Source organism: Parabacteroides sp. PH5-46, assembly GCF_029892785.1.
Lineage (GTDB): Bacteria > Bacteroidota > Bacteroidia > Bacteroidales > Tannerellaceae > DFXE01.
This window is the reverse complement of the sequence record NZ_JARXXA010000006.1, coordinates 143,034-156,722: the sequence shown is the minus strand read 5'-3', so window position 1 is coordinate 156,722 and position 13,689 is coordinate 143,034. Positions and strand designations below refer to the sequence as shown.

Annotated in this window: 12 protein-coding genes; 7 read left to right on the top strand and 5 right to left on the bottom strand. The window is 43.3% G+C overall.

The annotated features are described in order from the left end of the window. Nucleotides 1-6 precede the first annotated feature (6 nt). From M2470_RS08245 to M2470_RS08235, 3 genes are all read left to right on the top strand, one after another. Nucleotides 7-885, top strand: a complete 879-nt coding sequence (locus M2470_RS08245) for a response regulator (RefSeq protein WP_280744571.1) — start codon at nucleotides 7-9, stop codon at nucleotides 883-885. A gap of 449 nt (nucleotides 886-1,334) precedes the next feature. Continuing rightward, entirely contained in the window at nucleotides 1,335-1,769 is a 435-nt protein-coding gene (locus tag M2470_RS08240) for a helix-turn-helix domain-containing protein (RefSeq protein ID WP_280744572.1), read from the top strand. A 25-nt stretch (nucleotides 1,770-1,794) separates the two neighbouring features. After that, the gene (locus M2470_RS08235; RefSeq protein ID WP_280744573.1) at nucleotides 1,795-2,946 is read left to right on the top strand and encodes a DUF6261 family protein; all 1,152 of its coding nucleotides are present in this window, start codon (nucleotides 1,795-1,797) and stop codon (nucleotides 2,944-2,946) included. Here M2470_RS08235 and M2470_RS08230 read toward each other — a convergent pair. From M2470_RS08230 to M2470_RS08220, 3 genes are all read right to left on the bottom strand, one after another. Beyond that, entirely contained in the window at nucleotides 2,933-3,598 is a 666-nt protein-coding gene (locus tag M2470_RS08230) for an ATP-binding cassette domain-containing protein (RefSeq protein ID WP_280744575.1), read from the bottom strand. The two genes, M2470_RS08235 and M2470_RS08230, sit on opposite strands and share 14 nt — an antisense overlap. A gap of 417 nt (nucleotides 3,599-4,015) precedes the next feature. After that, the gene (locus M2470_RS08225; RefSeq protein ID WP_280744576.1) at nucleotides 4,016-4,552 is read right to left on the bottom strand and encodes a DUF3267 domain-containing protein; all 537 of its coding nucleotides are present in this window, start codon (nucleotides 4,550-4,552) and stop codon (nucleotides 4,016-4,018) included. A gap of 93 nt (nucleotides 4,553-4,645) precedes the next feature. Beyond that, the gene (locus M2470_RS08220; RefSeq protein WP_280744577.1) at nucleotides 4,646-5,659 is read right to left on the bottom strand and encodes an ATP-dependent 6-phosphofructokinase; all 1,014 of its coding nucleotides are present in this window, start codon (nucleotides 5,657-5,659) and stop codon (nucleotides 4,646-4,648) included. Between the two features lie 79 nt (nucleotides 5,660-5,738). Between M2470_RS08220 and M2470_RS08215 the strand changes: the two genes are divergently transcribed. Further along, on the top strand, nucleotides 5,739-7,247 hold the full coding sequence (locus M2470_RS08215) for a GH3 auxin-responsive promoter family protein (protein WP_280744578.1): 1,509 nt from the start codon (nucleotides 5,739-5,741) through the stop codon (nucleotides 7,245-7,247). On the opposite strand, the gene M2470_RS08210 is transcribed toward M2470_RS08215, so the two are convergent. Both M2470_RS08210 and M2470_RS08205 read right to left on the bottom strand, forming a co-directional pair. Then, the gene (locus M2470_RS08210; protein WP_280744579.1) at nucleotides 7,237-8,517 is read right to left on the bottom strand and encodes a hypothetical protein; all 1,281 of its coding nucleotides are present in this window, start codon (nucleotides 8,515-8,517) and stop codon (nucleotides 7,237-7,239) included. The two genes, M2470_RS08215 and M2470_RS08210, sit on opposite strands and share 11 nt — an antisense overlap. Before the next feature lie 12 nt (nucleotides 8,518-8,529). Then, a complete protein-coding gene (locus M2470_RS08205; RefSeq protein WP_280744580.1) occupies nucleotides 8,530-9,159 on the bottom strand; it encodes a hypothetical protein in 630 nt (209 codons plus the stop codon). 432 nt (nucleotides 9,160-9,591) lie between these two features. Between M2470_RS08205 and M2470_RS08200 the strand changes: the two genes are divergently transcribed. From M2470_RS08200 to M2470_RS08190, 3 genes are read left to right on the top strand one after another with little or no spacing between them, the layout of a single operon-like run. Then, complete coding sequence (locus M2470_RS08200) at nucleotides 9,592-10,917, top strand: DUF3575 domain-containing protein (RefSeq protein WP_280744581.1); 1,326 nt, start codon at nucleotides 9,592-9,594, stop codon at nucleotides 10,915-10,917. Next, nucleotides 10,914-11,948, top strand: a complete 1,035-nt coding sequence (locus M2470_RS08195) for a DUF5119 domain-containing protein (protein WP_280744582.1) — start codon at nucleotides 10,914-10,916, stop codon at nucleotides 11,946-11,948. The genes M2470_RS08200 and M2470_RS08195 overlap by 4 nt, the downstream gene beginning before the upstream one ends. 55 nt (nucleotides 11,949-12,003) lie before the next feature. Beyond that, nucleotides 12,004-13,674, top strand: coding sequence for a fimbrillin family protein (locus tag M2470_RS08190; RefSeq protein WP_280744583.1), 1,671 nt, complete (start codon nucleotides 12,004-12,006; stop codon nucleotides 13,672-13,674). The last annotated feature ends 15 nt before the right edge of the window (nucleotides 13,675-13,689 follow it).

Here is a 13,689-nt window from a genome sequence, read left to right as displayed (position 1 = left end):
AGGGTAATGAACGATTATCCGAACACAGAAAACAGGCAGGAAACCTGTGAGGAGGCCAACGAAAAGATACGCCTCCTCACAGAACTCCTTCGCCACATACTCCAAACCGAAGAACTCTCACCCAAAGCCCGAGAGCTACTCACTCAAGCCATCCACAGCATCAACCAACCCGCAGCCCCTCTGCCTCGTCCCCAGCCCGACAAAGAAATCATCCTGCTGGTAGAAACCAATCCCGAACAAATCGAAACCCTCACCCAAAGCCTCTCGCCCGACTATCAGGTAATAAGCGTAGGCGACGGAAACCGCGCCCTCGAACTGGCACGCGAAATCAACCCCTACGTCATCCTCTCAGACATCATCCTGCCCGGCCTCCGGGGCGACGAAATGTGCCGCCGCCTGAAGTCCTCCATCGAAACCAGCCACATCCCCCTCATCTTCCTCTCCGCCCTCAGCGAAAGAGAAAACATCATGATGGGACTCGAAGCCGGTGCCAACGACTACATCACCAAGCCCTTTAACCTCAGCATCCTGAAAACCCGCATACGCAACATCAACAACGACATCAGCGAATTAGACAAAAACTTTCTCAACAAAACCGTCCACATCATCGAAGAAGAAATGGACAAGCCCGACTTCTCCATCAACGAATTCTGCAACAAACTAGCCATGAGCCGCACCTCCGTATACAACAAAATAAAAACCCTCACCGGCCAAAGCCCCAACGACTACATCCGCATCCACCGCCTCAACAAAGCCCGCGAACTCCTCAAAACCAAGCAATACACCATCGTAGAAGTAGCCAATCTAGTAGGCTTCTCCGACCCCAAATACTTCAGCACCGCCTACAAAAAACACTTCACCACCCCCCCCAGCAAAGACATTTAATAGCATACTGAAAATATGCGATAACTTTTTCGTCACAAAATCATGATCCATTTCGAATTTGGATAATCTTTTTTGCATAAAAAGTTTAATCCCTGAATAGGGGAAGAATGTTTTTGTACTAAAAGATTACTCAATCTTGAGATTTGGTAATCATTTGAGCCGAAAAAGTTACTCAATCTCAAACTTGAGTAACTTTTTGATGACAAATGATTACTGAAGTTTGAGATTGAATAACTTTTTAGTGCAAAAGCATATTCTCCCTGTCCAATGGCTCATGGTTTTTATATAAAATGATTATCGAAATCTGAGATTGAGTAACTTTTTTTATAAAAATGATTATCGGATGTAAATTTTCCGGCATTTTGTGTGAATTTTTGAAAAATATTTTGTTACTTGCAGCGATTACTCATGAAGACTTGTTAAATACTATCATTAAAACTCCAATGCGTATGAGTACAATTAAGAAAATTACCTTAGATGAAATCTGGACTCCGCCTGAAAAAGACAATACGCCGTTAAATCCTTCAGGAAATGATGTGATAGATAATTTTGGGCAGCAAATTCGCTCGCGCAGAAATGATTATTTAAGTTATTATGCCCAAAGTATGAACCTTACCTTGGATGAATTGAATAAAACGGTGAAATCTTTTACGGATTATACAGCGGCCGAGTTTAAAGACTATCTGGTTCTATATGATGCGCAATGGATGCTGATACATACCATGATGTCTATCAAAGAGGTATCTGTCAAATTAGGCTTTCTCAACTCTTCTTCTTTTTATTCTTTTTTCAAAAGATTAAAGCAGATGTCGCCTTCCAAATATCGGAAAACATGCAGGAAGGTAGAAAAAGAAATAACCTATAAGATCACTTCTTATTTATAGTAACCATTTCTAAATCACTTATATTATGAAAAAAATTATTTCTCATATGGGATTGTTACATGCGCTAACAAATGCCGAACATTATGATACGCACGACGCGATCATTCAATATGGAAACGATAAGTATATGCTTATTCCCGGGCTCACTCCTTTATGGAGTACATATGTAGCTAATTTTCAGGTAGAAATTGATGAATTTAAAGTGTCACGAAAGCTGCCCATAACCAAAGAAATTCAGGAGATGGATGCCGCACGCGATGAAAGCTTTCGTGATATTAATCGCACAGTAGAATATTATACATATAATAAAGTAGAAAGAAAAAAAGAAGCTGCCATCTTACTGAAAAATAAACTCTTAGATTACAAAGGCAGCAATACTGAATCATATACCAAAAATTCGGCAGCTATAAGTAAACTGATTATCGACCTGAAGAAAGAGCCTTACCTGGAAGCCACTCAAGTGCTTGGATTAGAGGCAGAACTGAACTTGCTGAATGTGCAAAACAAGAGTTTTATGAGTCTCTATCGCACACGTGCGCATGAAATAAGGGTGATGCGGCGGCATAAACTGATAAATGCCCAGCGCAAGAGCGATTCATCCTTCAGCGCAGTAGCCGATCTGCTGATGGTGGTGCATCAAAACGCCCTCTTAGTATCGCCTGATTTAGAACTGCTTACAATAACGGAAGACTTTATTGACACTGTTAATTCATACCTTAGAACGGCAGCCGATAATCTGACCCGGCATTCATCTTATAAGAAACCAAAGGATGAAAATACGCCTTCTGATCAGCCTGCTCTCGATCCGCCGCATTTTATAATCGTTGAGCAAGTTGCCTATGAGGAGGAGACTCTGGGAGGGCTTAAGATGAGCCTCAGGGCGCAAGACCCTGTCAGGTTTTCCCGGGTACTATACCCCGCAGCCTTGGGCGGTGTGCTACAGATGATTAACAAACGTGATGAGGTGCTAGACTTTCCGATCATCGGCTTCATGATGTCCGACGATGCCCAAAACCCCAGTCGCATCGGCCTGATTATATCACCCTTCAAATCAACAGCTTATTTCGTCATCCCCTTCGAAGGCGAAAGAGAAGGCCCCGCAAAGATAATAAAAGACAACGAAGTAATCGCCATCCTCGACGGCACCTCCTGCCCCATATGTACTACCTTGGATTAGAGGCGTATCCGTAGGCGGAAAGAGCATCGGCATCGGAGACTTCCCTGAGGTGGCAGTCGCTGAGGAGCAAGAGGCGGTTCACGGCCTTGTGTACTTCGCGGAAGTTGTGATCGGTCAGGATAATGCCTTTCGTCTGGGAGGCGATTGTAATATGTTCGCGAATGGCTTCGGCCGCCAAGGGGTAGAGTCCGTTAAAGGGTTCATCCAGCAATACGTAAGGGGCTGTGTGATAGAGCAGAAGTTTGATTTCCAAATAGCGCTGTTCTCCGCCGGAAAGTGTTTTCACCTTCGATTTCCGGTACTTAAACAGGAAGCGGTCGCCCAGGAAGTTATTCACCTGCTCCTTGGGGAGGTAAAGGTGGACTAATTCGGTAATCGTCAAGTTGTGAGGCAAGTAATTATGCTGAGGCAAGTAGGCCACCAAGCCGGACAAATAGGCTGGCCTTGTTTGCACCTGTCCGTTGATGCGAATGAAACTTCTGTCGGCCTTCAAGGTGCCGAAAATAATCTTGAGCAAGGTGGATTTACCTGTCCCATTCAGTCCAAACAGCCCGATAATATCCCCCGGCTTGCAACAAAGATAAACATCGGACAAGATGGTCTTCTCCGAGAAATTCTTCACCACACTATCTACCTCAAGACAATCATCCATACTATATGTATTAATTTGAATATCAGATAAAAAAAACAGGAAAGAATAAAAGAAACAATCCAAAGCTCAACCTTCAATATCCCCTGATTATAATAAAAATAATACCCCTCCTTATAGACAAACTCCTTATACAAAAAACTCAACAAAAACCCCAAAGGAATAGCCAATAGACATTGCCTAACAAACCCCAACAACGTCCCATCTCCCCCTATCGCCTGCTGATAAACTCCAAACCCAAGCCCCAAAACAAGCCCCATAAACAAGTTACTCTTAAAGAATACCCAGTTAAATACCCAATGTTTTTTCCAGTCGATGGAGTTTTTCATGATGCTTTTTATTGTTTACTCTTGATATAAATATATAGCGTTATGGATGTTTAGCAAATAAAAGCTGCTCTTCTATCCGTTTATTATTTCTTTAATTAGTTTCTTCTTTATATATTAGAAAACCGATCTTTTCGGGATGATCTTTTAATAATATATTTTTGTTTAAACCACGTAATAACCAAATGGAAAAAAAATCACCTGTTCCGGCAGCAATCATTACACATCCAAATAGTACAGTGCTATAATCGTTAATGATATAAGCTATTATGGTGGGAATAATTCCTAAAATAATCGTAGGCATTAATAATGTTATTCTATATTGATTCGCGTTAAGTGATTCAGTGCAATGACAATAGGGAGTAAGCGCTTTCCATTTAACACCAAAATGGACAGACTTGAAACCGTTTTTGACAAAGAGTGCAAAACAAATACCATGAATTAATTCATGAATAACTATGGCTACAAACATGGCAATAATAAACCAATAGGTTGGATACTTTACTGTTGCTTCCTCAAAGCCATCATTTAAAATATAAAAAAATGGTAGCAAAACTAAAGCAAACACAATGCAAAAAACAACACATGAAATCATGTTTACTCTACCGGAATCTATTGTTTTTTCTTCCATAAAAATTAAGTTTGATATATTTTATATTCTTTTATAAATGAACAGTCAGAGGAGAGGGCCTTCGTCTAACTTTTTGATCCTTTTCTCTCTTTTTTATTGTCCGAACATGATACCCATGCGTTGGCCTTGGATGATGAGGTCGTGGTTGGGGGTTACTACTTTTAGTTTGCCGGCTACTTCGGAGAGGGGGATGGAGTCTACTTTGTTGTCTTTCATGCATACCATGCGTCCGAATTGTTTGTTGGCTATTAGTTCGGTGGCGTGTCCACCCAAGCGGGTGGCTAGGTTGCGGTCGTAAGGGGAAGGGTTGCCGCCGCGTTGGGTGTATCCCAGAACGGTTTCGCGGGTTTCTATGCCGGTGCCGTCTTCAATGGCTTTTGTGATAAAGTCTGCCGGACGGTTCTTTCTGTTTACAGTTTCTACTCCTTCGGCTACTACTACGATGGAGTAGGGTTTTCCGCGCCGGGAGCGGTCGAGGATTGCTTCGTTTACTTTGGTGATATCGTAGCCTAGTTCGGGTAGCAGGATAACGTCGGCGCCTCCGGCCATTCCGGCGTAGAGGGCAATCCAGCCTACTTTGTGTCCCATTACTTCTACTACCATTACGCGTTTGTGCGAGCTGGCGGTGGAGTGGAGCCTGTCGATGGCTTCGGTTGCTATGTTAACGGCTGTGTCGAAACCAAAGGTGATGTCGGTTCCCCATACGTCGTTGTCGATGGTTTTGGGTACGCCTATGATGTTTAATCCTATCTCGGAGAGTAGGTTGGCTGTTTTCTGTGTGCCGTTTCCTCCGATGCAGACGATACAGTCGAGGCCTAGTTCATCGTAGCTTTTTTTAATGATGGATGCCTGTCCTTCGTCGTCGGCAATTAGTTTGCGGAAAGACTTCTCGCGAGAGGTTCCCAGGATGGTACCTCCCAGGTTGAGTATACCGGAAAGGCTTCGTTCGTCTAATAGCTGAATGTCTTTTTTCAAAATGCCTGAAAAGCCACTATGGATTCCTACAACTTCCATATTATAGTGCATGATAGCAGTCTTACCAACCCCACGTATTGTGGCATTGATACCGGGACAATCACCCCCTGAAGAAAGAATACCTATTCTCATGATAACATTAATTATTCACAACAAAGATAGGAATAACAGAGAGAATAGCTACATTTGCATCCGATTCATTTAAGAGAGCATGGATATTTTAACAAGAGTAACATCACAGATATTCGTTCCCCGTCAACGAGAAATCGAGAGATTTGCGCATAATACCGATGATATCCAGCGGAATCAGCTTCAGTCACTCTTGCAGAAAGCCCGAAATACGGAGTGGGGAAAGAAGTACGACTTCAAGAGTATCCGGACGTATGAAGACTTTTCAAGCCGCCTGCCTCTACAGGGATACGAGGATATCAAACCGTATGTATTCCGGATGATCAACGGAGAAAAGAACGTACTCTGGCCTTCAATCGTTAAATGGTATGCCAAGAGTAGCGGCACCACGAATGACAAGAGTAAGTTTATCCCCGTCACCCCCGAAATTAAGCATAGCCAATACAAAGGTGGATTTGATTGTGTGGCTCTTTATCTGCGCAGTAATCCTAAAAGCCGCTTCTTCTCTCGCAAAGGGTTGATACTGGGCGGTAGTCATAGTCCTTCTTCATTGAATCAAAGTGCACATTGCGGTGACCTTTCCGCTGTGTTAATACAGAATATCCCGATTATTGTAAACCATTTTCGCGTACCTAAAAAGCGTATCATCCTGATGGATGAATGGGAAAGCAAAATCAAAGCCATTGTTGATAGTACCTGGAATGTAGACGTAAACAGTCTGTCGGGCGTTCCTTCCTGGATGCTGGTATTGATTAAATCGGTGTTGGAGAAGACAGGTAAACAGTATCTTACCGACGTATGGCCTAATCTGGAAGTGTTCTTTCACGGAGGTATCAGCTTTGAGCCTTATCGCGACCAGTATAAAACGCTTATTCCATCGGATAATATGCATTATATCGAAACCTATAATGCATCGGAAGGCTTCTTTGGGATTCAAGATGATCCGGGAAATTCCAGTCTGTTGATGATGCCTGATTATGGTGTGTTCTACGAGTTTGTGCCCTTAAATGAGTTGGATAGTGCGAACCCTACGATCCTGCCGCTTGAACAGGTAGAGACTGGGAAGAATTATGCCATGGTGATTACTACTTGTGGCGGCCTCTGGCGGTATGTTATCGGTGATACGGTGCGTTTTACGTCTCTCTTTCCGCATAAGTTTATTATCTCCGGTAGAACCAAACATTATATCAATGCCTTTGGCGAAGAACTAATGGTAGACAATGCTGACAAGGCTATCAGCATGACCAGTCGTGAAACCGGCACCAAGGTAAAGGAATATACCGCTGCTCCCTTATTCTTGCTGGATAAGGCAAAAGGCCTGCATCAATGGTTTATCGAGTTTGAGAAAATGCCTCCTTCCATCGACGACTTTGCCGCTTTGCTAGACAAACATTTGCAAGAGCTCAACTCCGACTACGAAGCCAAGCGCTACAAAGATATCTCCCTCCAACCACTGAAGATAACCGTTTCAAAAGAAGGAACCTTCTACAACTGGCTCAAGCAAAAAGGAAAATTAGGCGGACAACACAAGATTCCCCGCCTAAGTAATGATCGTACACAAATAGAAGAACTGCTGGCTCTTAATTTGTAACTACCGGAATATGTCCGATTTGTTTGATGTTTTTGATGTCTGAATAGTCGTATAGATAGAAACCTCCCTTGCCGATCATGAACAAGTAGCCGTTTACCGGAATGACGTCGTATGTCTGAATGTCGGGGAAATGTGCCAGTTGATTGTCTGCTATCTTGTCCAGATCTTGGGCGTCATATACCTTTAATCCGGCGTCTCCGTCACAGATGAACAATATATTTTTGTCGATTCCCAGGCCGTGAGGGTTTGTCATGGTGTAGGAGTTGAGCAGGTTGTACTTCGAGTAATTTTCTGACATTTCTACCACATCCAGGCGATTGACTGTTCCTTCGCAGGTTGTTCCGCTCCGCAAAGTTACATAGGCTATGCTGTCTTGTATCACTACCGGGTCACAACTTGTAATGTGGCGGTATATCCCTACAAATTCGGGAACCGAAGGTACTTTCAGGTTGTAGACCATCATACCGCTAGGCATGCCAAAGAACATATGTCCGTCATAGATGAACATTGTTTCGATGTTACTGTTAAGGTGCATACTTCCATCCTTTACCGGTTTGGCCGGATTGTTGATATTAAACAGATATAACATATAGTCGGTAGCTGTATATAAGTACTTATCATAGATGCCGAAGCGAGCCATGGAGCCACTCTTCCCTATCGAGCCTCCTCCGATACCGGAAGAACTCTCACCTGAAGACCAATTGTCACTTGGTGATGATACCATGTCGTCGTAATATGGATAGCGTTCTGTTTCCAGCTCCCGTTTCTCCCGTACTACTTTCCAGTCGATTACGATTCCTTCTTTTCTGTCTATTTTTCCATAAGGGAGTCGATCCTGCTCTGCCCTTGGGAGAGTGTAGGGCAGCACATCTTCTACCCGGCCGCTTACCTTGATATCGTTCATGTCGGAAACATCTACAACTACCAGGTCTACATAGCTATCAACGTATAATGAATTGTCTTTTACTGCAATATCAATACAGCCCGGAATTTCCAGGAATGCTTTGTTTTGCGGACTTGCCGGATTGGAAATATCGATGAAGTGGATACCTTCAAAAATCTCAACGACCATCAGGTAATTCCTTTTAAAATAAATCTTTCCGGGATTTACCATATCCCTCGGAGAGGTTTTGTTTACCGACGAACGCAGTTCGCTATAACTCATATAAACAGGTGCATTCAGGTTCAGCTCTTCTGTGTATTTATCTGTACATGAAGAGATAAAAGCAATAGCCATCAAGGCTAGTATGGATGTATATATAGTTTTCATACGTGATAAAATTTAAAAGATGATACCAAATTGCAGGGAAAGACGATTGTATTCAATATGCATCTTATAATCATCCTCTCCTGTATAATTTAATTTCTGATACCGGTAGCCTAACGCCAGACTCAAACCGACACCTTGCTTCGTATAGTAAATAATACCAACAGAAGGATTTGCCATAAATCCTCCTTTAGCATCCAACTCATATTGCGGATAATAATAAGATAAATAACTGTCATAGGGAATATAGTAGCGCCTGTCGTCGGTCAGCTTACTTTCCAATGCTATCTGATATCCGGCCTGAAGCATCACGAATGGAACAAGCCTCTTATCTCCAAACTGATAGAGTATATTTCCTGTAACAGGCAAATGGGTTTCGCGAAAAAACTCCACTCCTACTCCTACTCCGGCAGAGATATTTCGGGTAAATGCATAATTTAGCGACGTATTGAGAATAAACGGAGCACTGTTGGTGTTGTCCGAGTTACCGAGAAGTACTCCACCTTGGGTGAAGCTGATCAACTTTCCTGTTTTACGTAGAAAAACGTCACTCTTTTCATGTCCGTTTTCCGATACTCCCTGTGCGTAGGTTGCCAATGTAAACATCCACAATAACATAGGGATAAAGATTAACTGTTTCTTCATATCAACTCTCTCTTAAATTGTATCTAATTTCCATTCAAACACATTACATTAGCCAACTTTAGGGGATTTACCCCATTAAATAAGATGCGAAAACATTTAAAAACGCTGTATAATAATTAAAAAATGTTTTTATCTTTAAGAAAGACAAGTGTTTAGAAATAGGAAGACAATAATACGTCATTGGATTTTAACAATACCTCAAAAGAAAAGATAAACCACTGTAATTGTATACATTAGAAATTTCTTTACATATTGAGGAAATATAGCAAACAAAAGGAATTTCTTTTAAAAATAGACTCGTAAAATGAAATTAAGACACCCTTACTTTATCGAAAAATGTAATTATTAGAAAAATAAATTTTCATATATGCAAAAAGTACCATATCTTTGCATTTTTCGACACTAATCCAAAAGAATCGCCGAAAATTGTACATGAATTACAAATATACTAAATTACTTATTCTATTCTTGTGTTGTATCTTAACAGCGCCTTCTCTCTACGCTATGCCGGAAACGCTGGCCGAAGATAGTTCTCCATTTGTCGATCTCGTTGTAAATGTGAAAAATAGGTCAATAGATACTACCTTGATGAAGACTGTTCGTATTCATTACCGGGTAAACCGGAGTGATATCGAATACGAATATATGGATAATGCGCGCGCACTCAGGATGCTCGACCGCATATTCAGCAGTAATTCCGTGGAGAATATTGCCTATATTGTTATTACAGGTAGTGCGTCTCCCGAAGGATCTTCCCAAAACAATTACCGATTAGCAGAATGGAGGGCTTTGGCTCTCAAGCATTATATACTGACTAATTACCCGGGAGTGCACGACGACCAGATCGTCACCATTCCACAGGGAGAGAACTGGGAAGGGCTGGAGTCCATGATCGAAAATGACATGAATGTGCCCTACCGAAAGGAGCTACTTCGCATTCTGCGTAGTAAACTCCCCAGGGAAGAACAAAAAAGGCGGATGGCGCTCCTCGGAGGTGGCCAGCCTTACAAATACCTGCAGGAACATATACTGCCCCACCTGAGGGGAGGCGTTTCAGGTACGATCTACTTCAGAGACCGCGAAAAGCCGGCACGCGTAGACACCGTTTACCTGGAAAGAAAGGTGTATGTAACAAGGGAGAGAGAAAAAGATGTTGAACCGTCTCAACCACTGGAGGAAAGAAAGCCTTTCTATATCGCTGTCAAGAACAACCTACTGTACGACCTGGCGCTGCTACCCAACCTTTCGATAGAAATACCCTTCGGACGCGACTATAAATGGTCTGTTGCCGCCGAAGGAAACTGGTCGTGGTGGGACACAGGAGCCAGCAAATACAACTATCACCGGATACAGATGGCCGGGATTGAGGTGCGCCGATGGTTCGGAAACCGTACCGGAAATCCGTTGAACGGCTGGTATGTGGGTCTTTACGGATATGGAGGCGACTACGACCTGCGACTATTTGCCGACAAGAACAGCGACAAGGGGCAGCAAAGCCTCTGGAGCTACTCAGGCGGACTAACCATCGGATATGCCATACCCATCGGGCGAAGATTCAATCTTGAATTCGGCCTGGGTGTCGGATACTTCGGAGGAGAATATAAGAAATACGATGTGAGTGATTGCGAAGAAGGAGTTTTCCCGTTGCTAAGCACGCATGACCGAACCTATTTCGGTCCTACCAAAGTAGGCATATCGCTGGTGTGGCAAATTGGCAGTGGAGTAAACAAGAGCAAAAGGAAGGAGGCGTTACGATGAAAAGCAAGTTACTTTTATTACTGTTTTTTATATTAGCTGCCGTATCCTGCGAACACAAAGAGCTGGGTGAAGACAACTGCGGAGGCGACAAAGCCATCAAAGTAGTAATCCATTGGGACGATCCGGATACGCAGGCATGCAGCATGCGCATCAACCTGTTCTCCCAAACCTCCGGAGTAACAGACTACGGACGCGACAACGTTCCGTCGGAAGGTGTAAAATACATCTACCTCAACGAAGGAACATGCCACCGACCCTTCTGCTACGACTATAATGCATCGGATATTTACTTCCGCAACGAATTGGAAATGGAAGCCTTCGAGGCCTATTTCTCCGGTGCCTCACGCGCCACTTACGACACCTACGCTACGCCGGTGGCAGAAGAAACAACCGTGAGCGCACCTTCGGGAACGGCATTCTATGCACATGCATGGGAGAATACATTCGACGTAATTTTTGCCAACGGTGAAGATGAAATAACGCTCGACTTCTATCCCCAAAACATCCTGCGCCAGTTTACCTACCGGATCAATAACGTGAAGGGGGTAGACAACATACGCGACAGCCGGGGAGCGATATCGGGAATGGCAGCAGCCTTCAACTTTAGCACCAACAGCTCCACCGACGTACGTTCTACCCTCCTGTTCGGCAATGTCCGCACAGGTCACGACATCGAAAAGGGATACGGCTTTATAGAAGGCGAATTTTACACCTTCGCCCCCCTGGCCCCCTATCAGAACCGCTTCACGATGGAACTATACTCTACCGCCAGTAAATATTACAATTCATACTGGAATGTATCAGACCAGGTAGAAGAATCGATGACCGACCGCCCCGCCAAGCTGGCACGCGACGGCTACGACATCCTGATAGACAACAATCCCGACGGCAATGGCAACGACGGCGACAACGGCGGCGGCCTCCCCGAAGTAGACCCAACAGACCCCAACAATCCGGGCAGTGGCTCGGGAAATGGTTTCGAAATAGGTGTAGGCGACTGGGGCGATGAGGTTATAGTTGAACTAAAATAACAAATAATAAGTAATAAGTAAAAAAATGAGTAAACAACTTTTAATTATTTTAAACATGAGAAAATTCTTATTTATGGCAGCAACAGCCGCCTTAATGCTGAGTTCCTGTTCGGAAGATAAGGAGGTCGGTAAATCAGAAGAGAATGGTGGCGAAATCGCTTTCCGTTCCTTTATTGACAAAGGAAGTGATACACGTGCAACGGTCACTACTGAATCCAATATTCTTGGCTTCACCGTTACCGGTTGGTGGGATAAAACAGATGATGGCTCTGCTGTTATCACGAGCCCGGAGACGAATGCGGGATACTTATTTAATGCGTTTGATATCACCCGCCGCGAAGCTGGTATAGGCAACTGGGAGTACTCTCCAAGCCTTTATTGGCCGAAAAAAGGGCTGGTGCATTTCTTCGCCTACAGCCCTGCTTCGTCAATATATGTAACACAGAACAAAGGGCTTTACGAATATGCAGGCCAAGCGCTTGAATACACCATGCCTGAGCCGGGTAGAGAAGTATCACAGGAAGACTTCCTGTTGGCCAGAACTGCTCCGATGAATGGTGGCACTGTTCAGCTAAATTTCGCCCACGTTCTTTCACGCGCAACATTCTCTGCGAAAAAAACCAATCCGGGGATTACGTACCTGATCAAGAGTGTGGAATTAATGAATATCAACAAAAAAGGAACTATCGACTTGAAAGATATTCCGGAAAACGGAACGTTTTCTTACGCTCAAACAGCTAGCGAACCGATTGTAACACTTTGGAGTTCCAATACAAAAGGAGATCTAGGTATCGACCTGGGAAATTCTCCCGTATATGTGGAGAATGATTACAAATCAATCCTGGGTACAACCAACGCTTTGATGGTGATGCCACAGAAAACTTCATACGCAACAAATCCGTCTAAAACCTCTACAGACTTTATGATTAAGGTGCTCTACAAAGCATTCATTGAAGTGGATGATCCGGGAACTTATTATGCCGGCTCTATGGGAACCGACGATGATACGTATAAGACAGTTTACTTTCCAGTGCACGATGACTTGCGTTCTATAACATCATCTAAAGAACCCTTTACGTTCGAAATCGGACGTCAGTATAACTTCAGCCTTTCTTTCGGCGCTGAAGCAGGTGGTGAAATTGCATTTAACGTAGAAGTAGGCAAATGGGACGATGAAATTGATATCAATCTGCCGCTGAAAAACTATTGGTTTGAAGGCTTGATTAGCGAAAGTATTGCTAAGGCAATAAACAGTGACTACCGAGAGTACGGTGTGACTCAAGTTCAGCTTGATAATTGCACTTCCTTAACCATGGACGCTACTACAGATGCTGATTTAAAGGGGCTTGAATATTTAACAAAAACAACCGAACTCAGGCTCAATATGATGTCCAGTACTTCAAAACTTACAATGCTTGATACCAAAGTTCTCCCAAATCTCAAAAAATTAACCTTCGGTGAACAAAACGATGCTACAATAGAAACAGTAGATATATCGGGAGGTAGTTTGACACAGATTCATGCTGGTACTTATAAGGATGGTACTACTTACCGCAATGGTAGTATGAAAATCGGCACATTGATTGTACCAAACGGATTAACCCTAACCCAATGGAAGAATAGTATGACATTTACTCAGAGTTCTGGTTATGGGTTTTCAACAATAAAGGTTGGTGAAATAATGTCAGGTAGTAGTTCTCTTGGTAAGAATGTAACATTACCCTAATACCCCTAATCGCGT